Source organism: Brevibacillus sp. NRRL NRS-603 (assembly GCF_003013445.1).
Taxonomy (GTDB): domain Bacteria; phylum Bacillota; class Bacilli; order Brevibacillales; family Brevibacillaceae; genus Brevibacillus; species Brevibacillus formosus.
The window spans coordinates 128,222-152,668 of record NZ_PXZN01000030.1 but is presented as its reverse complement, the minus strand read 5'-3'; the positions used below and the strand labels follow the sequence as shown (position 1 = coordinate 152,668).

The window sequence follows — 24,447 nt, the reverse complement described above, 5'->3', positions numbered from 1 at the left end:
AGCGCGAGCTGGGCAGAACTAAAACAGGCGTTGGAAAAAGCGAATGCAGTGTTGGCTGATCCAAATGCAACCCAGCAAGAAGTAGACGAAGCGCTCTCGGTATTGAAAAAGGCCAGAGAAGGTTTGAAAAAACCAAGCGTGCCTACACCTACACCAACACCTACCGTCGACAAAACGAAGCTGCAAGCAAAAGCGGACGAAATCGAATCCGAGAATCTTGCGGGTGAAGACTACACAAGCGAGAGCTGGGATGAACTGCAAAAAGCATTAGAAAAAGCGGATACGGTTCTGGCTGATCGAAATGCAACCCAAGAAGAAGTAGACAAAGCGCTCTCGGCATTGACAAAGGCCAGAGAAGGTTTGCAAAAACCAGACGAGCCAACGCCAACGCCTACCGTCGACAAATCAAAGCTGCAAGCAAGAGTAGATGAGATCGACGATGAAGATTTGGATGAAGATGACTATACATCTTCAAGTTGGAGAAAGCTCGAAAAAGCATTAAAGCGAGCAAAAGACGTACTCGAAGATCCTGATGCAACCCAGGACGAGGTAGACGAAGCACTGGCTGAGCTTAAAAAAGCAAGAAGAGATTTAGAATCTGTCGACGAACGAGACAGAGACCGGGATAAAGAACGGAAAAAAGACCGGGAAAGCACGAATCAAGTTCAAAACCCATTCTTTACTGGAGGCAGCTCCGGTAATGTAGAACCGAAGCCAAGTGAGCCAGCAAAAGAAGAAAACGATCAAACAGGCTACATGAACGGCTATCCAACCGGAAACTTCGATCCAAATCGCCAAGTGACCCGTGCAGAAATGGCTATGATCCTGGTAAACACAGGAATGGTCAAGACTACATCCGCAAGTGGAATGTTTATGGACGTAGCGGACCAACATTGGGCGGCAGATGAGATTAGAAGAGCGAATGAAGCAGGTCTGATGAACGGTTATGCGAATGGCACGTTTAATCCGGGAGGCGGAATCACGCGCGCGGAAATGGCGACCATTGTATACAAGTATTTGGGGTTAAATGGAGACGGCATGCCGAACAACTTCTACGATGTACCAGCAGATCACTGGGCAACTCAGATTATCGCGGCAGTAAGTAAAGAAGGCTACTTGGCCGGCTATCCAGATGGTACATTCCATCCCCAAAATACATTGACTCGAGCAGAAACGGTCACCATCATCAATCGTTTGCTGAATCATTCGCAGTTAAGTCCGGTAATGGGACAAAGCTGGCCGGATGTACCTCCAACCCATTGGGCGTACAAAGATATTGAAGCAGCAACCAAAAAGTAAAGGGAACTCTCTTCCCTAATCCAAAAGAAGACCGGAGTGCATATTTTATATGCTTCTCCGGTCTTTTTCGACTACTCAAATATACTGCAATTCGGGAAATTCCCTTGCAGGTAGGAATCCCATAGGTTATTGATAAATTCAATATTGATCTTGTTTTCAAACGCCTTGGAAATGAGGCCAAAGTCGTCCGACGCATACCCTGCCAGCTCTGAATTCTGGGTTATCCGAAAAGTTTGCTTGAACACAAATTCCCTAATTTCTCTGATCACAGTATTTTCAGAGGGGTCAATTTCATCCACTTTTTTGTAGCTAGAACTCCATGCCGTATCAAATTCATCAGCGTCCCTAGCGTCTAGTTCAGCGTCCCAATCAACATCTTTATGGAAGACATTCTCAAAAAAACTGTCATGACTGATTATCGAAAGTATCTCATTCGCTGTTTTCATCCGAACCCTACCCCCTTCCATAATATACTAATGGGAATCACTTTGAAGGACAATGGGATCTCGTTCTTCGTCATCAAATTGGCCAAGTGTCTGCATTAAAATGATCCTGAATGAGAGAAAGGTTGTGCTTGACATCATGAAGAAAAGATAGAATAAACTATGGATATCTATCAGATCAATTCAGCGCGTAAAGCGGGAAATAGGTGATCACCAAATGAGAGCAAACCGGATGGAAGCGTTCAGCGATGGCGTGCTGGCAATTATCATTACGATTATGGTATTAGAATTCAAAGTACCAGAAGGCCATGACTGGCATTCGTTAATCGAACTAAGTCCAAAAGTTCTTAGCTACATATTCAGTTTCATTTATATCGGCATCTACTGGAACAACCATCATCACCTGCTGCACATGGTTCGCACAATGAACGGGCGACTCATGTGGCTGAATTTGATATTGCTCTTCTGGCTATCCCTTATTCCGTTCACGACCGCGTGGATGGGGGAAAGCCAGTTTGCGCCCACTCCGATGGCATTGTACGGGATCATTCTTCTGCTTGCAGCGATTTCTTACAGGCTGCTTCAGCTCGCAATCATTAGCCAGCATTCTGGAGATTCTGCATTCGTAAAGTCAATGGGTAGAGACTGGAAGGTGAAAATATCTCCTGTTCTTTATTTGCTCGCGATATTGACCGCGTATGTGGGTCCATGGGTATCCGGCTTCTTCTACGTACTCGTTGCCGCGATCTGGGTCGTGCCGGAAAAGCGAATCGAGCACATTTTGAGAAGCGAATAATTGGACCTGAGAAAAGTATAGGAAACGAAAAGAGTCTCCAAACCGGAGGCTACTTTTTTCAAGAGCTTGTCGTTACAGACAACGTGGTGAGCCATATCTTAAGTGAGGGACAGGATGATTGTTCTTTCACATTCCTAAGCAAAGTAAGCCAAAGATGAAAGAATGGGGGTAAAGGAAGTGGAACAAGAGCTCGTTGCCTTAGCGTGTGGGGCATGCAAAGGCGTATCAGAGCGCATAAGGATGGAAAGTGAGCTGTTTGATATTGCTGGCTTCGAAAATGATAGTATGGAATGGTCAGATTATGAAAACGAAGTTCCCTCGTTGGATGAGCCCCATTGGCTGCGTTCTAATCGCCCGCCTGTGCGAGGTCAGCTTAGAACGGTGAAGGTCTCCCATCCTTTCCATATGAGGATTGGAGAACCCTTTTGGATCATGTACACGCCGGCACTCTCCAGTTTTAATGGATGGGATTCGCATCCCGAAGAGATTGAACAATCTTCTTTTGTACGGTGTTCCATCGAACGTGTCATTGAGCGGAACGAGTTTAAAGCTTGGTTGTGCGTAAAGATTTTAGATGTATGCATGATTCAGGATTACAACAAGAGATTTCCAGAAAGAGATGGGAGAGAAGGTTATTTAGAGGGTTTTGAGATGTTTGGAGATCCTTACATATTCAACTACCAGAACTGGCTATTTATCAGTGCTGGTTTACAGGGGAATATCGGCGTATGGGGACTCGTAAAACGAATAGATAGTCAGTACCATATGTTCGTATATGGGGATTGGGACTTTCATACGAATAATGCTTATGGAGGAAACATCCTGCTACCTAAGGAGCGGATCGATGGATGGCTCAAGCAGGCGATGGAGAATAATCGTTTTGAAACGATAGAGTAGTATGGTGAGAGAGTGAAAGGAGCTGGCCCCCGCAGCTCCTTTCTTATTTTTTACAAATAGCTCAGGTATTTCCTGTAATTTTCCATGGTCGTGCTATGATAAGCATTAGGCAGGAGTTTGAATATAGAGCTATGACGTAGGCCGAACGATTTTAGTACTACTTAAAAATGAAAAACCATATGAATTGATGGAGCGATATGGATGAGAGCGTATATACAGGCAAACAAAAGTGGAGAATTCTACAATGTAAATGCATTTATTGCTTTTGAAGGTTTCACTTCATTAGGATGGGAGATCATTAAGTTTCATGATGTTAATGAAATGAAAGAAAATAATCCAGAAGACATAGTAGTTGGCGGTATTGGCAACGTGAGAAGACGTCTTGAAAAATTAGGGATAGAAAGAAGCCAAAGAGAGATAGATTATCCAGATTCTTTGTCTAGTTATTTTGGCAGGAAAATATGGACTACAACTCTTCAACAGCTTTTTGAGAATAAACAGGATTGGAATGTTTTTGTAAAGCCGAAAGACATAACAAAAAAATTTCCCGGCAAAGTGGTGAAAGAATATAAAGATTTTATAGGATTGATTGAACAACATGAGGATACGAATATTTGGTGTTCGGAAATCGTTGATTTTGTGACGGAATGGCGTTGCTTTATACGATATGGAGAAATACTTGATGTCAGGCAGTATAAAGGTGCCTGGGATTCAAAATTAGATCTACGTGTTATAAAAAGTGCTGTTAAGGATTTTATTGATGCGCCAGCTGCATATGTTTTGGATTTTGGAATTGATCGAGATGGGAATATGAAGCTGGTAGAGGTTAATGATGGTCATTCCATAGGGACTTATGGAATCGCCCCTATAAACTATGCGAAGCTTCTTTCAGCCAGATGGTCAGAATTAACAGGGACTAGAGACTTTTTAAAAAGCTTATAGTTTATGGGCGAACTATGCCGGAGAAGGCAAAATAATTCGTTGCCGGAGCTGGCCGGCATGTTCCGAGAAGCTTTTCTCCCTGATCTGACGATTGAGAACGAATATGTTTGCAAACTGTTTTATCGGCAGATAAGCGGCTATGTAAGGTTCAATTATGCCAACAGGCAAGAAGTGGCCCTCATGTACGAAGAGGATGCCGAGCAGTCTTTTGCTGTTATGAAACAAGGGCTTCTATCAAAAGGGTGCGAAGTGTAATCGAGAAACAAAGAGCAACACGCAGTGGCAATCACTCATGTTGCTCTTTGTTGTATTTTTCCTTAAGAGAATCTATCATGTACCCCCATCCAATCAGCCCACATAAAACAAACCCAAACGCATGCAGCGATCCGTAAATCGGAATGAAATCGTGAATGGTTAAAGAAAACATGTTTTTTAATAACGGATAGCAAATGGAAACGATGACAATTGTATAGAAGGCCATGCAGGAAAGGACTAAAAAGAAGCTCGACTTATTCTGTACGGAGCCGTTTCTCAAGTAACCAAGCAGATAAGTAGTGTAAATCGCAATATTACAGGCGAACAAGGTGACGCCAATGTACTCAATCGGCTTCGAGAAAATAATTCCGACCGCGATCAAAATGGGTCCAATGATATCGACAGCTACGACCCAGGGATACCAGCTTTTCTTTGTCATGACTCGTCCCAGTAAACCGATAAAAATCGGAACGATTGCAGATGAGAAATGAAAGTGGACCGAACTCAGGGCGTGCGTTGTGGGCTTAGCCTGGAAGAGGTCAAATTGATACTGATAGAGTGTGAACCAAATGCCCCCGATAAAAAAGTAAACGAGCCCCGCCCCAATCGCTATTTCCTCTGTCCTTCCCTTGCGATTCACAATAACGGTCAGGCCATAGATGCCGAGCAGGAATGTGAAAAGGAGCCACCCGAGCGCTAGGGTCCCTGGTATTGCCGTGCTTCCCAACCCCCAGGTCTTGCTTCCCATTACAGAGGTTAAGGCGAGAAGCGCTGCGGGAAATTGAAGCAGCTTTATAGCAGCATAAATAACCCGTTGCTGTTTATTCTTTTCGTCATAGCGCAAAAGTAAAATCACTAGAGGTACAATGACGAAAGCCGCAAGCATAAGAAATTTTTCGACAAGATTAAATGGGAAGTAATTTAGATAAAAGATAAGGATGGTTATGATTCCACCGGGAATCGTCGTCACTATCAATGGTTTCATCACATGCCCCCAGGAAGCCACTCGAGATGTTCATATAATTGGTTGCTTATAGTAGTGTAACATATTTTGTGAGGGCTATTCTGTTCACGAATCCAAGCTAATTCAGAAAAAGAAGTGGCAAGCTGTTCTGAAGTGATGGCAAGTTTTTGGAGGATGATCGGAGCATATTAAAATGAAACGATTGCACTAGCGGATTTCGAGCATTTATTGTGGCTAGTGGCTACGTTGCGCCAAGTAGTTGAGTGAAGCTCACCCCGGTTCCTTATCTTAGGACCGGGCTTCTTTATGCTGCTTTCCAACGATTAGTAAAACTTATGATGACAATAATGAATTCCAATTGCTCGGGTTCTACTCACTGTGGTAGCTTAAAGTAAATAATCATATAAGATTACTCGGAATTGACTTTTTCTCGTGTGAGGTGCATATCGTTGGTACTTAAGGTGACAGACAGTCCTTTCAGTCAGGAACAAGTAGAGCTCCTAAATCGGTTACTGCCTACGCTTTCGGAGGTGCAAAAGGTTTGGCTGAGCGGGTATCTTGCAGCTCTTCACAAAGTGGAAGCACCGATGGCCGCTGGGTTTCAAGCCACTTTAGCTGCGAATGGGCCAGTCATTTCCAAAGAGGTGACAGTGCTTTTCGGTTCTCAGTCCGGGAACAGCCAAAAGCTGGCCAAGGTGCTGACCGGAAAGCTTCAGGAGCACGGATTCCACGTAACTCTTTCCTCTATGAGCGACTTCAAGACGAATGCGTTGAAAAAAGTTGAAAACCTGCTTGTTGTGGTAAGCACGCACGGGGATGGTGAACCACCGGACAACGCCCTCTCTTTCCATGAATTCCTGCACAGCAAGAGAGCCCCGCAATTGGAGGGCCTGCGTTTTTCTGTGCTGGCATTGGGCGACACCTCTTATGAATTGTTCTGCCAAACTGGCAAGGAGTTCGACAAGCGGTTGGAAGAGCTAGGCGGCAAGCGTCTTACTCCCCGGGTCGATTGCGATGTCGATTACGACGAGCAAGCCTCTGAATGGATGAATCAGGTCCTGGCTTCTCTCAGTGAAACTACGGTGACCCAAGTTGCTGCTGCAAGCGCAATCGTAGGGGGGGCAGTGATCGGGTCAGGGTCACAGACCGAATATTCACGATCCAATCCGTTTCAGGCTGTGGTCTTGGAGAACTTGAATCTGAACGGACGGGGATCGGATAAGGAAACCCGTCACTTGGAAATCTCCCTTGAGGGTTCCAATCTCGAGTATGAACCGGGTGACTGTTTGGGAATCTATCCTAAAAATCATCCTGGCCTTGTCCGTGAGCTGATTGACGCAATGGGCTGGAAGCCGGAAGAGCTTGTCCCGATTAACAAGAACGGGGAAGAGCGCACGTTGGAAGAGGCCTTGTCCAGTCATTTTGAAATCACGGTTCTCACCAAGCCTCTCTTAGAACAAGCAGTAAAGCTATCATCTGGAAACGGGTTGCAGGAACTGCTTGCGGAAGGGAGAGAGCAAGAGCTTCGCGATTATGTTCGAAATCGCGATTTGCTAGATCTGGTGGAGGACTACGATTTGAAGGGCGTGCCTGCCAAAGATTTTGTCTCCGTACTTAGAAAGCTGCCGCCGCGTCTCTATTCGATCTCGAGCAGTTTGAAGTCCTACCCAGACGAGGTTCATCTGACAATTCGCAATGTTCACTATCAGGCTCATGGTCGAGATCGGTATGGCGTTTGTTCCAGCTATATCGCGGATCGTTTGGAGACGGGTGATACACTGCCAGTATTTGTACAGCATAACCCCAACTTTAAGCTTCCGGCTAACCCCGACATCCCATTGATCATGATCGGGCCTGGCACGGGTGTTGCTCCATTCCGTGCCTTTTTGGGGGAACGGGAGGAGCTTGGGGCGACGGGCAAGACATGGCTTTTCTTTGGCGATCAGCATTTCTCCACAGATTTTCTCTATCAGCTCGAATGGCAGCGTTGGCTCAAACAGGGCGTACTAACCCACATGGATGTCGCGTTCTCTCGGGATACAAGCGAAAAAGTGTATGTTCAGCACCGGATGCTTGAAAAGAGCAAGGAGCTGTACCAATGGCTGCAGGCTGGGGCGCATGTATACGTATGCGGAGACGAGAAGAAGATGGCGCACGACGTTCACGCAGCCCTAGTCACCGTTCTTCAAAAAGAGGGCGGACTTGATTCAGAGGAAGCCGTGGCGTATTTGAAACGGATGCAGCAGGAAAAACGCTATCAGCGAGATGTCTATTGAGTTTTGAGAAAGAATGAGAGGGGAGATTGAAACCATGTCAGAAAATCATTTGTTTTCGCCAAACAGTGCTCCTCACAGCGATGTAGAGGACATTAAACGCCGAAGCGATTACTTGCGGGGAAGTCTGGCGGAAACGCTGGAAGACAGAATTTCTGGGTCCATCCCTGAGGATGATAACCGCCTGATGAAATTTCATGGCAGCTACATGCAGGATGACCGGGATCTTCGGAACGAACGGAGCAAACAGAAGCTGGAGCCAGCCTATCAATTCATGGTGCGTGTGCGTGCCGCTGGTGGCGTTGTCACACCCGAGCAATGGCTTATGATGGACGATATCGCCCAGAAGTTTGCGAATGGAACGATTCGCCTGACGACTCGTCAGTCTTTTCAACTGCATGGCGTGATTAAGTGGAATATGAAGCAGGTGATTCAAGAAGTAAACGAGGCCTTGTTAAGTACACTGGCTGCGTGTGGGGACGTCAACCGCAACGTCATGTGCAACCCGAATCCGTACGAGTCGGAAGTTCATCAAGAGGTTTACGAATGGGCCAAAAAAATAAGCAATCATTTGGACCCCCGGACCCGCGCCTATCATGAAATCTGGCTGGATGAAGAAAAGGTCGTCGACAGTCGGGATGGGGTAGAGCAAGAACCGATTTACGGGCCTGTCTATTTGCCGCGCAAGTTTAAGATCGGCATCGCCGTTCCGCCTGCCAATGATGTTGACGTTTTTTCGCAGGATTTGGGCTTTATCGCCATTCATGAGGAAGGTCGACTGCTGGGCTTCAATGTTGCGGTCGGAGGCGGAATGGGAATGACCCACGGCGATCCCAAAACGTATCCGCAGGTGGCGCGGGTAATCGGCTTCGTCACACCGGAACAAGTATTGGATGTCGCCGAGAAAACGGTCATGATCCAGAGGGACTACGGAGATCGCGCGGTGCGGAAGCATGCTCGGTTTAAATATACAATCGACGACCGCGGTATCGAATGGTTTATCCATGAACTGGAGCAGCGACTGGGCTGGGAGCTGGAGCAGGCACGCCCCTATCACTTCGAGCATAATGGCGATCGCTACGGCTGGGTAAAAGGGAGCGACGATAACTGGCATTTTACCCTTTTCATTCAGAATGGCCGTGTAAAAGACGAGGACAACTACCTCCTGAAGTCCGGCCTGCGGGAGATTGCCAAGGTGCATACAGGGGATTTCCGCCTGACGCCGAATCAAAATCTCCTTATTGGAAATGTCACCAGTGAAAAGAAACCGGAAATTGAACAGATCATTCAAGCATACGGGCTCACCGATGGAGCTGCTTATTCTGCACTGCGGAGAAACTCCATGGCTTGTGTTTCGTTGCCGACTTGCGGACTCGCGATGGCTGAGGCAGAGCGTTATTTGCCTACACTGCTGGATGAGATCGAGCTGATCTTGGATGAGGCGGGTTTGCGCGATGAGGAGATCGTCATTCGCATGACAGGGTGTCCAAATGGATGCGCAAGACCTGCACTCGCAGAAATCTCTTTTATTGGGAAGGCTGTCGGTAAATACAACATGTATTTGGGCGGCGGTTTCTCCGGCAATCGATTGAACAAGCTGTATCGTGAAAACATCGGAGAAGCAGAAATACTGAATGAACTGCGGCCGATCTTAAATCGGTATGCGAAGGAACGTGAGGAAGGGGAGCATTTCGGAGATTTCGTGATTCGGGCAGGGTATGTGAAAGAAGTCAAATCGGGCCTCGATTTTCATGAGTAGAACGCATAGCAATCAGGGATACACCCGCAATCAATGGAAATAAAAGAAGAGCCCGCGACAATGTGGGCTCTTTGTTGCTTGCATGCTTTTTAGGCTTCTCGCAGCTGTTGAATCACTTCCGCAGCGAACTGATCTGTAAACCGGATGTGTCCATTTTCCTGTACGATCCGGCCTTCCTCCTTGCGACGATCCAGCCATTCGCTAATCCATCCCGGCGCATAGCCGCCTTGCCCGAATTCTCCGCCAAAGGCAATCATTTTCTCATAGACAGCCAGATACTGTTCGCGACTGGTATCGGGGTATGACTTTGTGTAAAGCCAAAACTGCACATCATACATCAAATACGAGAGTTCATCCGCATGAAAAGAAAAATAGCCTTTCTCCTCTACAATCCGTGTACAAATGCCGCGTATTTTCTGATCAATTTGTTCCACTTCCGACACGGGTGTGCACAGCTCCTCCAGCAAGGAAGAGAATTTCCCGTGGGCCACTTTGTAAAGAGCCGCTTCCTTGTCCTCCTCGGAGGTATCGTATTCTTCTTCGCTCACCAAGCCTCTGATAAACGCCTCGAAATTTTCAGCCAGGAAAGTAATTTCATAATCGTTTTCCTGATCGACGTGAATGACTTCGGGTTCACCATCCCTACCGCATGCCCGGTAATCCAGCATCACTACGTCATGACCTGCTGAAGGACAATCGCAGATGACGACTCCAATGTCGGGATATCCCCATTCCTCAATCATAAACCGACTGCCAAGATCCCCACAGAGCGAATAGCTTTTCTCTCGGCCAATGCCTAGAATGCCTGTAATGGCAATGTGATCCTCAGCCCAGGAGGTAGGGTCCTCTGTTGGGAAGCATGTGTTTTTCGGAATGCCGCCATTCTGCTGCTTCATTAGTGCAAGATAGGAGGCAGGGAGCTTGTATCCCAGCTCTTCCTCGATCGATGCGATCAGTTCATCCGTGGGTGGCGCGGATTGATATGCCTTTTTCGCGTACTCGCTGTCGTCCCAAAAGTCTTCAAGTGACATGTTCAAAAAAGGAACTTCCTCCGATGCTGAACCCTCAACGGCCGCTGCTCTTTTGGCAGCCATCCGAAGCTCCTGTCTTTGCTGCTTTTCCGCTTTTTGCAAGCTCCACCGTAACCATGATTCGGTGTTCAGATTACCGGTTTCTAACTTGTCTGAGGTACGGAATGACTGTGCCGCTTCTTCATATCTTTTCAAATGATAGAGGGCATAACCTACTCGAAAGTGCCAGACTGGGTCTTGTTGACCTGCTTCCGTAATTTTCTTCAATTGGTTGAGCGCTTCTTCATATAGACCCAAGTTGTTATAAGCTCTGCCCAGTCGGCTGACCGCCTCATACTCTCGCTTCTCCTCAGGAACGTCTATCAGCAAGTCCACAATTTTCTGGTGTTCGTCTTCTTCATGCCAGCAATTTAATTGCTCGATAAGTACCTGATCCATTGCAAACCTCCTAAACGATTCTTTTTTTAGATGCCAGCCACGCAGAGCTACCACCATCTACCAAAAGATTATGTATTCATATAAGATTAATTTATTTCGTGTTGTTTGTGCACATCTGTTCTTGAAGGGATTAACATTTAGGGGGCGTACAAGTTGAGCAAGGTGGATATTCATGACGTATGGTTCGATTTTGCCGCAGCCTTTGTGCAGAAAAAGAATGCTTTGGGCTGGAACACACTGACCTCGCAGGAACAAGAGATTGCCGCCTTATGGTTGTTGGAGGCTGATGTATATAACGGCGGGTTTTTGCAGTTTTTTTGCAACTGGGGAGAAGAGGCATATATCTACGCGGTACGGGCCTTACAAGCCATCGGGGCAGTCCATGCACTCGAAATCGTCCAGTCGGGATATGCCTGCATTGAGCATCTATCGGAAGACGACCGCCTCACCCAACTCTGGGATATTCCACGGTTCCTTACCGAGGAAGAGGAAGAACGGCTGGATAAGCTTGATCAGAGCTTCTGGGAAGATCAGGATCGCATTGCAGAAGTTGCCCATCGATATTACGTTCAGCAGCTAGAAGTACCTGCCCCATCATAAGGTGGCGGGGGTGGGTGCTATCAAAGAAACTCGAATACCTATTCGACAGTACTAACATCCTTTGACTGAAGCATAAGCAGCAGCTCTTGAATAGCGGGAGCGAGCGTTTCATTCCCTTTCATAATCGCAGTGAAAACGGGAATGGCGTCTTTTAGCAGCAAGTAGCTGAAGGAATAATAGCTGAAAAATGCTTCCTGCTCATAACCCCGCGGCTCCTCTTCTTCCCACCATAATTCATCGTCTTCCTCGTCCTCTGGCCATAAATACTTTTCGTCCAATAGCTCGTTCATGGTCTCAACAGCACTTTGTGAATCCATTTCGTCCACGTTTATAGCAGAAGCTACAGCCAAGTACAACTGAATTTCCTGCGAAGAAACCTGCTCTGGTTTCTGTTTGGCAAGCTCTTGTAGGAGTATCAGCAGCACCCACGGCGTCGTCTGCCACAAGGTGCTTTGGTGCTCGATCAGATTGGCCAACTCCTCATATTGCGCTGTCTCTATCAGCCGCGGAATGTCCGTCCCTCTGCCGTAGGCTGTCGTCAAACGTTGCCATGGAATGTCGTTTGTCATTTTGGTCAAAGAGTTCATCTCCATCTCTCCTTAGATATGAGATTAAGGTTTTATTTGGTTACCAGGTTTTACCATTGGTAGCGAAAAATTTATATGGTAAGCTCCTCACTGGTAACAACAAACCAAATCCTAAACCCATGCAAGAAACTGAGGCAGGGCAATGGTTTTTACGTGTTCAACAGGCACTGTTTGCGGAATCCTCCCTTTTTTACCAACATTAAATAGTTATTAATCCTCTAATTATAATAGATAATTGAATCAATAAATAATTTCTATGATATAGTTATAGTTGTGAAAGGTAAGATGTTTTCGTAGCGTCTTGCAACGGGGCAAGGAGCTACTACTTCTTTTTTACAAAAACAGTAGATAAGGAAGGGTATTATGAGCTCCATACAGCAAAAAACAGACGTTATTTTGATTGGTGCAGGTGTCATGAGCGCAACTCTGGGAGCATTACTGAAAGAATTGGCACCGGAGTTGGAAATCAAAGTTTTTGAGAAACTCGCAAAAGCAGGGGAAGAAAGCTCGAACGAATGGAATAATGCGGGTACTGGCCACGCGGCACTCTGTGAGCTGAACTATACATCCGAGAAAGCTGACGGGTCTATAGATATTAGCAAAGCCATTAAAATCAATGAACATTTTCAGCTGTCCAGACAATTCTGGGCTTACCTTGTAAAAAACAATCTCATCCAAAATCCGCAAGACTTTATCATGCCAATACCTCATATGAGTATGGTGCAAGGCGAAAAGAATGTAAGCTTTTTGAAAAAGCGTTTTGAAGCGCTGGCAAACAATCCTCTCTTTCAAGGGATGGAATACTCCGATGACCCTGAAAAACTGAAGGAATGGATTCCGCTCATCATGGAAGGCCGCGCATCGAATGAACCAATAGCTGCAACCAAAATCGACTCTGGTACGGATGTCAATTTTGGTGCTTTGACACGTATGTTGTTTGAATACTTGAAGACGAAAGACGTCTCGATTAACTACAACCATGCTGTTGAGGATATCAAACGTACGAGCGACGGCATGTGGAAATTGAAAGTGTACAATATGGGAACTGGTAACATCGAAGAGCATATTGCCAAATTCGTCTTTATCGGCGGTGGCGGCGGAAGCTTGCACCTGCTCCAAAAAACCGGTATTCCAGAGTCCAAGCATATCGGCGGTTTCCCGGTAAGCGGATTGTTCATGGTTTGTAAAAACCAGGAAGTGGTAGAGCAGCACCATGCAAAAGTGTACGGGAAAGCAAAGGTCGGCGCTCCTCCAATGTCGGTACCGCATCTGGATACCAGATACATCGACAACAAAAAATCCTTGCTGTTTGGACCTTTTGCGGGATTCTCGCCAAAGTTCTTAAAAACAGGGTCCAATATGGATTTGATCACTTCTGTAAAACCGAACAACGTCATCACGATGTTGGCGGCAGGCGTAAAAGAAATGGCATTGACCAAATACCTGATCGAGCAAGTTATGCTATCGCATGAAAAGCGTATGGAAGAACTACGAGAGTTCATTCCGAACGCGAAAAGCGAGGATTGGGATATCGTAGTAGCGGGCCAACGCGTCCAAGTTATCAAGGATACGCCAGCAGGAAAAGGTACCCTTCAATTCGGTACAGAAGTGGTGAGTGCCGCTGATGGCTCTGTAGCTGCATTGCTCGGCGCATCTCCGGGTGCTTCTACAGCTGTTCAGGTTATGCTTGAGGTATTAGAAAAATGCTTCCCACAACGTATGGCAGAGTGGGAACCGAAAATCAAAGAAATGATTCCTTCTTATGGCGTGTCACTCATGCAAAACCAAGAGCTTCTCCACGAGATTCAACGTTCAACTGACGAGGCGCTGGGTCTGAGCGAGAAGGAACTGGCTTATAGTTAATTAGTTAATAGCAATCTTACAGTGAACCTTCGATCCGTTTTTGGATTGGAGGTTCTTTTTTTCATACGAGGCTAAAGGACAAAATGCAAAAGGAAAGCAGAGTGAAGAGTGAAAAGCTTGAAAAAATAAAAGAAAATAAATATACTATACTGTGCTACGATATGCTGAAAATGATTATCATTAGCAAAAAAGAGGATAGGAATGGGAGACACTTATTTATGAAAAAGAATAGCACTTATTTGTTCGCAGCACTTTCTTTCATTCTAGCAAGCTGCTTGTTCCTCACTGGCTGCGGTGCTGGCCAGGAACAAATGCCTAATGCCGGTGACAATCAATCATCCGCACAGCGGGTCATTGAACACTATTCCGGTAAAACGACCATAAAAGGGGAGCCGAAGAAAATTGCAGTGCTTGATTATCGGCTGGCTGACTCTCTTTACGCTCTTGGCATCAAGCCCTATGCCATGACATCCTACCAGGGAGAAACGAACCTGGAATACATGGAGGGGAACCCGTTTGAAGGCGTGAAAAGTCTGGGAGATGACCCGAATCTGGAAGCGATTCTGGAAGCAGAACCCGATTTGATCATAGGCAGGGAAGTCCATGCTAAAATTTATGACGACGCATCGAAAATAGCTCCCACGATCATTTTACCAGACCAGGATGATTGGAGACTTGCTTTCCGTGAATTAGCGAGCATGCTTGGTAAGGAAAAGGAAGCCGACACATGGTTGGCACGCTATGATCAAAAAGCCGAGGACGCCAAGAAAAAGCTGGCGAAAAAGGTTGGCAAAGACGAAACTGTGCTCTACATGCGGGTCATGGCAAAAGAATATCGAGTTCACGGCCCGAATCAACTGTTTGGCGCGACGCTTACCCGCGATTTGGGATTGAAGCCGCTCCCGCAAGTTGAATCTATCAAAAAATTTGAAGCTATTTCCATGGAAAAATTGCCGGAGCTAAATCCAGATCATATTTTCATTCAGATCGGAAATCCAGCCAAGGGTCCAGACAAAGAATCGGAAAAGAGATACGAAGAGTTGATCAACAGCGCTTTATGGCAGCAGTTAAAAGCAGTCAAAAACAATCAGGTATATGTCGTTCCTCACTGGATCATCAGTGATTTCCCCCACATCAAGGAGAAATCGATAGAGCTTGTCCTTGAAAAAATGAAAGCAGAGTAAGTCAGGGCCGCGTTCAATCGGCAAGCTAAGTTCATGCGTAGATTCATATGGAAGCCACTCCGATGATTTGGGGTGGCTTTGTCTGTTTTCCGAAGGAGTGAACGATCTCTGACCGATTATGACTATTAATGATTGTTTTTGATTGAATTTGGATGTATAATCATAATCAATCCTGGTGCAACTAGGAGAAGGGAGGATACAATGCTAACCCCTGAACGTCATCAACTGATAGTAGCTTTAGTGAAAGAAAAAGATATTGTGCGCATTCATGAGCTTGTGGAAGCGACTGGGGCATCGGAATCGACGATCCGGCGAGATTTAAGCGAATTGGAAGAACAGCGCTTGCTTAAACGCGTGCATGGCGGGGCGTCTGTGCTACAGAGCAAAATCGAAGAGCCGACGGTTCTGGAAAAATCGGTCAAACATGAGCGGGAGAAATTGGCGATCGCCAAATATGCCGCCAGCTTGATAAAACCACACGACTCGATTTTCATCGATGCGGGAACCACGACGTATCAGATGCTGCCCTATTTACCTTACGACAACATCATGGTCGTTACCAACGGGGTGGACATTGCCCTTCAGCTTATCAAGCGAAACATCAGGACGATCCTGCTGGGCGGAGAATTGAAAGCGGCTACACTGTCGATGGTGGGGCGTGATGCGATCACTGCGCTCAGCCAATACCGATTCGACAAATGCTTTCTCGGGACCAACGGCATTGACCAGCATCACGGTCTGACCACACCTGACCCGGATGAGGCATACGTCAAGCAGCTGGCCTTGCAGTTTTCTGACGAGCGATTTGTCTTGGCCGACTCTGACAAGTTTTCCAGGGTCACCTTTGCCAAAGTGGGAGACCTGCAAGGCATCACGGTAATCACGGATGACGGTTTGAGCGAAGAGGAACAACAAGTTTACGGCAGACTATCAACTCTTAAAGTGGTGAAAGCATGATTTACACAGTAACCCTGAACCCATCGATTGACTACCACTTGTGGATCACTGCTCTGTCGCAAGGAACCATTCATCAGGCGCAAAAAGAGTGGAAGGTCGCAGGTGGAAAAGGCATAAATGTATCAAAGGTTCTCCGCATACTCGGGGAAAACAGCACGGCGCTGGGGTTTGTCGGTGGGTTTACGGGAGCGTTTATTCAACAGCAAATCGAGCAAGCCGGCATCTCTCATGACTTGATCCAAATCGGACAGGATTCCAGAATCAATTTAAAAATAAAGGCGCAGACCGAAACGGATATCAGCGGAGTCTCACCGGACATCCCGGAAGAAGCGCTCCAAAGGCTGATGCAACAGATCGACAGCTTGCAGGGCGGCGATTATCTGGTACTCGCGGGAAGCGTGCCGAAAAGCTTGCCGTCTGATATGTATCAGACGATCATGAAGCGGCTGCGTGGCAAGGGCGTCCGTATCTTCCTCGATGCAAAAGGGAAAGCGCTTGAAACCGGTTTGTCGGAAGAGCCGTTTCTCATCAAGCCCAATCATCATGAGTTGGGGGAACTGTTTGGGGTGACGATTGCCACACCAGCAGAGGCGATCGATTTGGCGCGTAAGTCTTTGCAAATAGGCGCACAGAACGTCATCGTGTCGATGGCTGGTCAGGGTGCCGTATTTGTCAATCGGCATGCGGCCTATGTCGCCCAGATTCCACAGCGCAAACCAGTCAATTCGATCGGTGCCGGAGACTCGATGGTTGCCGGTTTCCTTTATGGCTATAGGCAGGGAATGGATACGGAAGCCGCGTTTCGTTTTGCTGTAGCAGCGGGGAGTATGACTGCTCTCTCAGAAGGCTTCTGCACACATGAGAAGATACAAGCATTTCTTCCGGAAATCACAATAACCGCCATTTGATAAAGGGGGTTCAACGATGAATAACGAGATTCGCATTGCCGATTTGTTAAAAGCTGACACGATTCTATTCCCTCTGTCTGCTTCCACCAAGGAAGCAGTATTGGATGAGTTGATTGAAAAATTGGACGAGGCTGGACGGCTCAACAGCAGGGAAGAGATGAAGCAGGCCATTCTCGCGCGGGAGGCACAAGGCTCCACCGGAATTGGAGAAGGAATCGCCATCCCACATGCCAAGACAGCAGCAGTCAAAACTCCCAGCATTGCATACGGCTTTTCTAAAGAGGGCGTTGATTTTGACTCGTTGGATAACCAAAAAGCACATCTTTTCTTCATGATTGCGGCTACTGAGAACGCCAACCAGGCCCATCTCGAAACACTGGCGTTGCTTTCTCAGATGCTCATGGACGAAGCCTTTCGTCAGGAGCTGACGAGGGCCGAGACGAAGGAACAGGTGCTGGAGATAATCACGCGCAAAGAAAAAGAAATCCAGGGCGAAAATGAAAGCGTTGTAGAGAACAAGGAACAAGAAGAGCAACAGAATAGACAAGAGACCTCAGAGAAACAGGTGACAAAAGTAGTCGCAGTAACCGCTTGCCCGACCGGGATCGCCCATACGTACATGGCGGCCGATGCACTGAAGAAAAAAGCTGCAGAGCTGGGGATTGCCATCAAGGTAGAGACAAACGGTTCCGGCGGTGTGAAAAACAAGCTTTCTTCGCAGGATATTGAGGAAGCGACAGCGGTGATTGTGGCTGCTGACAAGCAGGTGGAGATGGAACGCTTTGCTGGCAAGATCGTCATTGAAGTGCCGGTTGCGGAAGGGATACGCAATACCGAAGAGCTGCTTCAGCGCGCAGTAGAGCAAAAGGGAAGCATCTACCGCGGAGGCGGGGCTAGCTTTCAGGACCATGTCCAAGAAGCAAAGGCGGAGAAAAAAGCGAAGCAGCCCGCTTTTTACAAGCACCTGATGAACGGCGTGTCCAACATGCTTCCGTTTGTCGTAGGCGGCGGGATTATCATTGCGCTGAGCTTTATGTTTGGGATCAAGGCAGTTGATCCAAACGATCCGTCCTTCCATCCGCTGGCCAAAGTCCTGATGGACATCGGCGGAGGGACTGCGTTCAAGCTGATGATCCCGGTATTGGCCGGGTTTATCGCCAAGAGCATCGCTGATCGCCCTGGTTTTGCTCCCGGTATGGTGGGAGGCTTGCTGGCGGCTACTTCCGGCTCGGGCTTCCTCGGAGGAATCATCGCAGGGTTCCTGGCCGGATATATTGTGGTCGGATTGAAAAAAGTGTTGGCTGGATTGCCCGAATCGTTAGAAGGCATCAAGCCGATGCTGTTGTATCCGCTGCTTGGGATTTTGCTTACAGGCTTTGTCATGGTGTATGTCGTATCTGAACCGGTTGCCGCGGCCAATGCGGCGCTGGGTGACTGGCTGAAAAACATGGGCACTGGTAACGCGGTTATCCTAGGTGTGATCTTGGGTGCAATGATGGCCTTTGATATGGGTGGCCCTGTCAACAAAGCAGCCTTTACGTTTGGGATTGCAATGATTGCCGAGGGCAACTTCACCCCTCACGCAGCGATTATGGCAGCCGGGATGACTCCGCCGCTCGGAATCGCTTTGGCGACTACGCTGTTCAAGAAGAAATTTACCATGGAAGAGCGGCAGGCGGGCAAAACGGCTTATGTCCTGGGGGCAACCTTCATTACTGAGGGGGCGATCCCGTTTGCCGCGGCTGATCCGACACGCGTCATTCCTTCGCTCGTAGTTGGCTCTGCCGTAGCTGGCGGGTTGTCGATGCTGTTTGGATGCACATTGCCTGCCCCTCATGGCGGAATATTCGTTTTGCCGGTAATCGGCAACTGGCCGCTTTACCTTGTTTCCATTCTTGCCGGAACAATCGTTACGGCACTCATGCTAAAAGTTCTGAAAAAAGATGCGGTAGAGTAAAAGGAGCTGGAACCAGATGTTGACCAATACTTTCACCATTCAAAATCCGACTGGACTGCACGCCCGTCCGGCAACGTTATTCGTACAAAAGGCTACTTCGTTTCCTTGTGAGGTAAACGTGATCAAGGGCACGAAAAAGATCAATGGCAAAAGCATCATGGGCTTGATGACACTGGGTGCGAAGATGGGGGAGCAAATCACCCTTGAAATCACTGGAGAACAGGCAGAGCAAGCAATGGAGGAGCTTGGCAAATTGCTCATGTCCGTTCACGGGTAACATGACAGGAAGCCCCCTCTGGACAACAGGGGGTGCGGCTTCGATAAGGAGCGATTGTAATGCTGCAAAAAGGGATCGCTGCAGCTCCCGGAATCGTGATTGGACGAGCTGTTGTACAAAAGGAAGAGATGGTTCAATATGAACGACGCATTCTTGACCAAGATGAGGTGGCCGCAGAGCTTGCGCGATTTCAGGAAAGTGTGAGAGCGGCAGATATAGAGCTCGAGCAGGTCAAGAAGAAGGTCCGCCACGAGATGGGCGAAGAAGAAGCGAGAATCTTTGAAGCCCACCAGCTTTTTTTGCAGGACCCGGAGTTTATTGGTGCCATTGAGGAGAAGTTGGGAAGCGAAAGAGTGAATGCGGAAGCAGCTCTGGAGGAGGTTCGTGACAGCTTTGTCGCCATTTTTGAAAGCATGGACGACGAGTACATGCGGGAGCGGGCGGCGGATTTGCGCGATGTCAGCCAGCGCCTGCTAAAGAATCTGCTCGGCATAAACGATCAGTTGCAAGCCGATTACGCAGAGCCTGTGGTGCTGATTGTACACGATCTGACGCCATCCGATACGGCACAGTTGGACAGGGAAAAGGTAAAAGGATTTGCAACGAATATAGGCGGCCGCACGTCTCACTCCGCCATCATGGCACGCACCATGGAAATCCCGGCGGTGGTAGGCATGTCAGACATTACAGAGCAGCTGCAAACCGGGGATCTGGTCATCGTCGACGGACTTGAGGGCGAGGTACACATTCGACCGGACGAAGCTGTCGTCGCAGTCTATGAAGCCAAACAGCAGGCTTACTGGAAACAAAAAGAGGATTGGGCTCGTCTGGTTCATGAAGAAAGTGTTACCGCAGATGGGCACCGCGTGGAATTGGCAGCCAACATCGGGAATCCGCAGGACGCCGTGCAGGCCGTTGAAAACGGCGCCGAGGGGATCGGACTGTTTCGTACCGAATTTCTTTATATGGGGCGGGAGCAGTTCCCCACGGAAGAAGAGCAGTTTGCGGCTTACAAAGCAGTTGCAGAGAACATGGGCAAGGATCGACCAGTTGTCATTCGAACATTGGACATCGGCGGGGACAAGGAGCTTTCCTACCTCGATCTGCCGAAAGAATTGAATCCGTTTCTAGGCTATCGAGCCATCCGGCTTTGCCTGGATCGCGTGGAACTGTTTAAGACGCAGTTACGCGCTTTGCTTCGGGCAAGTATATACGGCAATATCAAGATCATGTATCCAATGATCGCCACTATAGCCGAGCTGCGCCGAGCGAACCAGATCCTGGACGAAGTGAGGGCAGAGCTGCGCAACCAAAGCATTTTGTTTAACGATCATTTGGAAGTAGGAATCATGATCGAGGTGCCAGCAGCTGCGATGATCGCAGACCAGCTCGCCAAGGAAGCCGATTTCTTCAGCATCGGAACCAATGATTTGATTCAGTATGTGATGGCAGCGGACAGAATGAACGAGCAGGTCGCCTACTTGTACGATCCGTACCATCCCGCCATTTTACGGCTGGTGAATCAGGTAATCAAGGCGGCCCATCAGGAAGGCAAATGGGTAGGCATGTGCGGAGAAATGGCCGGGGAGGAATTGGCGATCCCGATTCTGCTCGGGTTGGGACTGGATGAATTCAGCATGAGTGCAACTTCCGTTCTTCGGGCCCGCCATTTGCTGAGAAAGCTGGATTACAAGTCGCTACAGGACACAGCACAACACGTCCTCACTCTGGAGAGTGGCGAAGAGATCAGAGCTTTTATCAAAGAGGAAATTTTGAACAAGCTGTAATGGCCGGTATAGTTGGCAAAATGATAAGGCTCCGCCATGATGTGTGGCGGAGCCTTCATTCATCTAAAAAATCTCATACCAAACTACTCGACTACCGCCTCTAACGTCACATCCACCTTCACTGTTCGTGTAACCGACTCATCTTCCTTAGAAGTAATCGTCACATACAGCGTAACGGTCTCTTCCCCTTCGGCAGGCAGCTCCTTCAAAATCCCCTCATCGTCGATAAACGCCTCATCAGAGCTCTTTGTCACCTGATAAGTCACTTCATCGCTCTCCTCCGGCAGGGAAAGCACTGGCTGTTCCAGCTCTGTAGTGTTAGCAACCTCAAACTCGAATTGCTCCTCGGCTTCTTCCACTACCTTGGACAAGACTGCGTTTTTATCAGATGCCTTAATCATGAAGGATTTCCAAGCCTCGTATTCTTTTACAATCTGTTCACCCTTCGGTTTGCTTTGGTCAACGCTTCGACCGACGAGCTTCAGCTTGTATTTGCCTGGATCGAGCTTCTTCGCTACTTGGCTACCATCGTAGTAAGTACCATCGAGATTAGAGAAGCTGATAGGGCCTGGCGCAATCAGCGCGTAATTGTTGAACACAGATGCGAGCGTACCGACGTATTTATCGTCCATGTCCCATGCCTCAACAGAGATCTGGTTCACGTCTGTGGCTTGCAGCTCGGCTTCGAGTGTGAACGAATCCTCATTGCCATCACCATCAGGGGTGATTGTCGTATCGGACAGCTTCAGGTTGTCGAAACCGAAGTTGGTATCCTCACGCTTTTCTCCCACGTGTACAGCAAACGGCAGGCGCAGGTCAGGGTTGCCTTTCTCGCCTTTCAGCAGGACTTCGCCTTCATACACGCCGTCTTTTGCATCGGAGTCAACAGTCAGGCTGAGCTCAAATGTGGTCTCATCGCCTTTTTTAGCGGAGATGGAATCATCAGAGATTTCCACATTGATATCATCTACATCTGGCGTTTTGGAGTCCGGCTTGTACGGATCTGTTGTGACGGACGGATGCATGATCACTTTTGCATCGTACGAAACATCCTTCTTGGACAGGTTTTTCAGCTGGAGAGTTTTCGTGACGGTATTGCTGCCAGCCTTCAGCAAGCCAAAGGAAACGTTATCTGCATAATACGGAATGGTCTTCGGCTCAAAATCTTCGCCCAAAATAGTGAGCTGCTCTACCGTTGTCAGAACAGCAGGTGTTTTCGATGCGGCGTAGCCGTTTACGCGGCCTGCACCTTGGGAGTACACATCGTAAAGTGTGCCGTCTGGGCTATAGAGCGGCTTTGAGGTGTTCGCGAGCGCTGCCTTGATATCGGCAGGTGTCCAATCCGGATGTGCCTGTTTCAACAGCAGGGCAAGACCGGAAACGTGGGGAGCCGCCATGCTTGTACCGTTTAGACGGGCGTATGCCTTGTCGTACTTGGCGTTAGGGATCAGCTTGCTCCAAGATGGATAGCTGGACAGAACGGCTACACCTGGCGCAGCCAGATTCGGCTTGATGCTGTAATCGTCGCCCATGATTGGACCGCGCGAGCTAAAGCTGGCAATGCGGTCACCCGGATCATTTGTGCTTGGGTAGTTTCCTGAGAACGTAAACGTCAGTGTTTTCGCTTTTTCAGGGTCAGCCAGCAGCTCTTTTGCCAGCGTACGGCCTTCCAGACCCTTCATGTCAAAGGTAGGGATCGCTTCGATCTGGTCACCCAGGATCGTGTTGACATAGCCCTCGCGATCACGGATATCCAGATCAGCTACGCCATCGCCATCGGCGTCGTTACCGTTAAAGACCACGATAGCGACAGCACCAGCTTTTCGGGCGTTTTCGATTTTTTCCGTGAAGCCGAGAGTACCGCGGGAAACAAGAGCGACTTTGCCTTTTACATTTGCCTTTTCAAAATCGCTGCGCGAGCCGAGGTTGGCGTAGACGACTGGCAGCGGTTTGGTTCCGATGATGGAGGCGAAGTTATCCTTTCTCACCTGCCATGCCATCACAGGGAATTCGTAATTGGCTCCGAAGGACGAGGTTGCTGAGCTGTCATATTGCACGGTAGGAGAGTCTACGGCTGCAACTGTGATCGGCAGCCTCGCACCAGAAGGTGATCCCGCGGTGTAATAATGTCTGCCGCGTTCATCGTCGGCGGAGTTCCCACCGGATACAACCGTGATCACACCAGACAGTACCGCATTATTTACAGCGATGGCATCTGGGGAGTCAGAGTTCTTCTCCATAGCGGCGCCAAGCGACAGGTTAATAACATCCATGCCGTCCTTTACCGCTTTTTCGATACCGTCGATGACCTGAGCGGAGCTTCCGCCTCCTCGGCCCAATACACGGTAGACGTAAAGGTCTGCACCGTAGGCAACCCCTTTTACCTGCACATCTGAGGTCCTGTTTTTGGCGCGTCCTACGATGGTGCCGGATACGTGAGTTCCATGGCTGGAGCCTTCATATCCTTTTCCATCGCGGTCATCCTCCACAGGGATTGGTGCTTCTTCATAAGGGTCCTTGTCATTGTCGAAGGAGTCATATCCGCCTTTATAAGCATCCTTGAGATCAGGGTGCTTGTAATCGACACCGGTATCGATGACGCCGACCTTCAACCCTTTCCCAGTCAGACCTTCCTTCCACATGTCGAGAACGCCAATTTGTTGGAGAGGGGCTTGATCCCATTTGGTGGACGATGCTTTCTCGCTGACAGCATCAATTTCGGGAAGCTCATAATACGTATTTTGATAAATGCGCTTTACCTGTGGCAGTTCAGCCAGCTCTTCCAACTCGTCGGCTGACACCGTTGCTTCCATCCCATTGAATACATGTTCAAACTTGCGCTTTACCTTCAGTTTGACCTTGTTGTCTTTTGCTTCATCGAGGAAGGATTCTTGCTCCTCCTCTACTTTTGCTCGCAATGATCTAACGGAAGATTCTGAACCTTCATTATGTTTAGCTGTGATCGAAGGTTCACTTTGCAGCTCAATAATGACACTGACGTTTTTGCTGGAACTGGTGTTCAGCAGGGGGGAGATTTTCGAGATTTCGGAGCCAATCTCTACTTCCGCGTTGGTAAACTCGTTTACTTTTTCCCAATCCTGTTCGCTAAACTCCGCCGCTGCCAGTGCATTGTAAGGAAGGCCACTCAGCATGAGTGATGCTGCAAGCGTAAGAGAAGCGAGAGTACGCATCTTCTTCATCAGTCCACTCTCCTTAAAAATTATGTATAA

Annotated in this window: 20 protein-coding genes; 15 read left to right on the top strand and 5 right to left on the bottom strand. The window is 48.1% G+C overall.

Translation table 11 applies throughout. The features are described 5' to 3' along the window. Positions 1-1,299 (top strand): S-layer homology domain-containing protein (locus tag C7R94_RS22060; RefSeq protein ID WP_146142817.1); only part of this gene is annotated, 1,299 nt, incomplete at its 5' end. 71 nt (positions 1,300-1,370) lie between these two features. Here the strand turns inward: C7R94_RS22060 and C7R94_RS22055 are convergent. Then, a complete protein-coding gene (locus tag C7R94_RS22055; RefSeq protein ID WP_106784730.1) occupies positions 1,371-1,745 on the bottom strand; it encodes a hypothetical protein in 375 nt (124 codons plus the stop codon). A 214-nt stretch (positions 1,746-1,959) separates the two neighbouring features. On the opposite strand from C7R94_RS22055, the gene C7R94_RS22050 reads away from it, so the two are divergent. The 4 genes from C7R94_RS22050 to C7R94_RS22035 all read left to right on the top strand — a co-directional run bounded on the left by C7R94_RS22050 (position 1,960) and on the right by C7R94_RS22035 (position 4,632). Continuing rightward, positions 1,960-2,538, top strand: coding sequence for a TMEM175 family protein (locus tag C7R94_RS22050; protein WP_047070239.1), 579 nt, complete (start codon positions 1,960-1,962; stop codon positions 2,536-2,538). Positions 2,539-2,715: 177 nt separating this feature from the next. Beyond that, a complete protein-coding gene (locus C7R94_RS22045) occupies positions 2,716-3,435 on the top strand; it encodes a hypothetical protein (RefSeq protein WP_233220629.1) in 720 nt (239 codons plus the stop codon). Positions 3,436-3,636: 201 nt separating this feature from the next. After that, the gene (locus C7R94_RS22040; RefSeq protein WP_106784726.1) at positions 3,637-4,377 is read left to right on the top strand and encodes an ATP-grasp domain-containing protein; all 741 of its coding nucleotides are present in this window, start codon (positions 3,637-3,639) and stop codon (positions 4,375-4,377) included. 57 nt (positions 4,378-4,434) lie between these two features. Further along, complete coding sequence (locus C7R94_RS22035) at positions 4,435-4,632, top strand: hypothetical protein (RefSeq protein WP_199197953.1); 198 nt, start codon at positions 4,435-4,437, stop codon at positions 4,630-4,632. A gap of 31 nt (positions 4,633-4,663) precedes the next feature. Here C7R94_RS22035 and C7R94_RS22030 read toward each other — a convergent pair whose 3' ends face one another. After that, positions 4,664-5,617: a YndJ family transporter gene (locus tag C7R94_RS22030; RefSeq protein ID WP_106784723.1), complete on the bottom strand. Its 954-nt coding sequence runs from the start codon at positions 5,615-5,617 to the stop codon at positions 4,664-4,666. Between the two features lie 428 nt (positions 5,618-6,045). Between C7R94_RS22030 and C7R94_RS22025 the strand changes: the two genes are divergently transcribed. Continuing rightward, positions 6,046-7,872, top strand: coding sequence for an assimilatory sulfite reductase (NADPH) flavoprotein subunit (locus C7R94_RS22025; RefSeq protein WP_106784721.1), 1,827 nt, complete (start codon positions 6,046-6,048; stop codon positions 7,870-7,872). Positions 7,873-7,906: 34 nt separating this feature from the next. After that, a complete protein-coding gene (gene cysI, locus C7R94_RS22020; RefSeq protein ID WP_106784718.1) occupies positions 7,907-9,628 on the top strand; it encodes an assimilatory sulfite reductase (NADPH) hemoprotein subunit in 1,722 nt (573 codons plus the stop codon). 89 nt (positions 9,629-9,717) lie between these two features. Here the strand turns inward: cysI and C7R94_RS22015 are convergent, their stop codons facing one another. Then, positions 9,718-11,097 carry an SMI1/KNR4 family protein gene (locus C7R94_RS22015; protein WP_106784716.1) on the bottom strand — a complete coding sequence of 460 codons (1,380 nt, stop codon included), beginning with the start codon at positions 11,095-11,097 and terminating at the stop codon, positions 9,718-9,720. A 153-nt stretch (positions 11,098-11,250) separates the two neighbouring features. Here C7R94_RS22015 and C7R94_RS22010 point away from each other — a divergent pair, with 153 nt between their 5' ends. After that, positions 11,251-11,697 (top strand): DMP19 family protein, encoded by a 447-nt coding sequence (locus tag C7R94_RS22010; RefSeq protein ID WP_047070230.1) that lies wholly within the window; start codon positions 11,251-11,253, stop codon positions 11,695-11,697. Between the two features lie 38 nt (positions 11,698-11,735). Here the strand turns inward: C7R94_RS22010 and C7R94_RS22005 are convergent, their stop codons facing one another. Beyond that, positions 11,736-12,284 carry a hypothetical protein gene (locus C7R94_RS22005; protein ID WP_106784714.1) on the bottom strand — a complete coding sequence of 183 codons (549 nt, stop codon included), beginning with the start codon at positions 12,282-12,284 and terminating at the stop codon, positions 11,736-11,738. Between the two features lie 363 nt (positions 12,285-12,647). Between C7R94_RS22005 and C7R94_RS22000 the strand changes: the two genes are divergently transcribed. The 7 genes from C7R94_RS22000 to ptsP all read left to right on the top strand — a co-directional run bounded on the left by C7R94_RS22000 (position 12,648) and on the right by ptsP (position 21,217). After that, complete coding sequence (locus tag C7R94_RS22000) at positions 12,648-14,147, top strand: malate:quinone oxidoreductase (protein ID WP_106784712.1); 1,500 nt, start codon at positions 12,648-12,650, stop codon at positions 14,145-14,147. Between the two features lie 218 nt (positions 14,148-14,365). After that, complete coding sequence (locus C7R94_RS21995; RefSeq protein WP_158264700.1) at positions 14,366-15,331, top strand: ABC transporter substrate-binding protein; 966 nt, start codon at positions 14,366-14,368, stop codon at positions 15,329-15,331. A gap of 201 nt (positions 15,332-15,532) precedes the next feature. Continuing rightward, positions 15,533-16,288 (top strand): DeoR/GlpR family DNA-binding transcription regulator, encoded by a 756-nt coding sequence (locus tag C7R94_RS21990; protein WP_106784707.1) that lies wholly within the window; start codon positions 15,533-15,535, stop codon positions 16,286-16,288. Next, positions 16,285-17,196, top strand: coding sequence for a 1-phosphofructokinase (pfkB, locus tag C7R94_RS21985; RefSeq protein ID WP_106784705.1), 912 nt, complete (start codon positions 16,285-16,287; stop codon positions 17,194-17,196). The genes C7R94_RS21990 and pfkB overlap by 4 nt, the downstream gene beginning before the upstream one ends. A 16-nt stretch (positions 17,197-17,212) precedes the next feature. Beyond that, a complete protein-coding gene (locus C7R94_RS21980; protein ID WP_106784702.1) occupies positions 17,213-19,153 on the top strand; it encodes a PTS fructose transporter subunit IIABC in 1,941 nt (646 codons plus the stop codon). 16 nt (positions 19,154-19,169) lie between these two features. Next, positions 19,170-19,430, top strand: coding sequence for an HPr family phosphocarrier protein (locus C7R94_RS21975; protein WP_047070224.1), 261 nt, complete (start codon positions 19,170-19,172; stop codon positions 19,428-19,430). A 59-nt stretch (positions 19,431-19,489) separates the two neighbouring features. Further along, entirely contained in the window at positions 19,490-21,217 is a 1,728-nt protein-coding gene (gene ptsP / locus C7R94_RS21970) for a phosphoenolpyruvate--protein phosphotransferase (protein ID WP_106784700.1), read from the top strand. Positions 21,218-21,300: 83 nt separating this feature from the next. Here the strand turns inward: ptsP and C7R94_RS21965 are convergent, their stop codons facing one another. Beyond that, complete coding sequence (locus tag C7R94_RS21965; RefSeq protein ID WP_106784697.1) at positions 21,301-24,417, bottom strand: S8 family serine peptidase; 3,117 nt, start codon at positions 24,415-24,417, stop codon at positions 21,301-21,303. Between the last annotated feature and the right edge of the window lie 30 nt (positions 24,418-24,447).

Coding starts and splice junctions, on each gene's coding strand:
- C7R94_RS22055 (WP_106784730.1), bottom strand. CDS start 1,745: ATGAAAACAGCGAATGAGATACTTTCGATAATCAGTCATGACAGTTTT.
- C7R94_RS22050 (WP_047070239.1), top strand. CDS start 1,960: ATGAGAGCAAACCGGATGGAAGCGTTCAGCGATGGCGTGCTGGCAATT.
- C7R94_RS22040 (WP_106784726.1), top strand. CDS start 3,637: ATGAGAGCGTATATACAGGCAAACAAAAGTGGAGAATTCTACAATGTA.
- C7R94_RS22035 (WP_199197953.1), top strand. CDS start 4,435: ATGTTCCGAGAAGCTTTTCTCCCTGATCTGACGATTGAGAACGAATAT.
- C7R94_RS22030 (WP_106784723.1), bottom strand. CDS start 5,617: ATGAAACCATTGATAGTGACGACGATTCCCGGTGGAATCATAACCATC.
- cysI (WP_106784718.1), top strand. CDS start 7,907: ATGTCAGAAAATCATTTGTTTTCGCCAAACAGTGCTCCTCACAGCGAT.
- C7R94_RS22015 (WP_106784716.1), bottom strand. CDS start 11,097: ATGGATCAGGTACTTATCGAGCAATTAAATTGCTGGCATGAAGAAGAC.
- C7R94_RS22005 (WP_106784714.1), bottom strand. CDS start 12,284: ATGAACTCTTTGACCAAAATGACAAACGACATTCCATGGCAACGTTTG.
- C7R94_RS22000 (WP_106784712.1), top strand. CDS start 12,648: ATGAGCTCCATACAGCAAAAAACAGACGTTATTTTGATTGGTGCAGGT.
- C7R94_RS21995 (WP_158264700.1), top strand. CDS start 14,366: ATGAAAAAGAATAGCACTTATTTGTTCGCAGCACTTTCTTTCATTCTA.
- C7R94_RS21990 (WP_106784707.1), top strand. CDS start 15,533: ATGCTAACCCCTGAACGTCATCAACTGATAGTAGCTTTAGTGAAAGAA.
- pfkB (WP_106784705.1), top strand. CDS start 16,285: ATGATTTACACAGTAACCCTGAACCCATCGATTGACTACCACTTGTGG.
- C7R94_RS21980 (WP_106784702.1), top strand. CDS start 17,213: ATGAATAACGAGATTCGCATTGCCGATTTGTTAAAAGCTGACACGATT.
- C7R94_RS21975 (WP_047070224.1), top strand. CDS start 19,170: ATGTTGACCAATACTTTCACCATTCAAAATCCGACTGGACTGCACGCC.
- ptsP (WP_106784700.1), top strand. CDS start 19,490: ATGCTGCAAAAAGGGATCGCTGCAGCTCCCGGAATCGTGATTGGACGA.
- C7R94_RS21965 (WP_106784697.1), bottom strand. CDS start 24,417: ATGAAGAAGATGCGTACTCTCGCTTCTCTTACGCTTGCAGCATCACTC.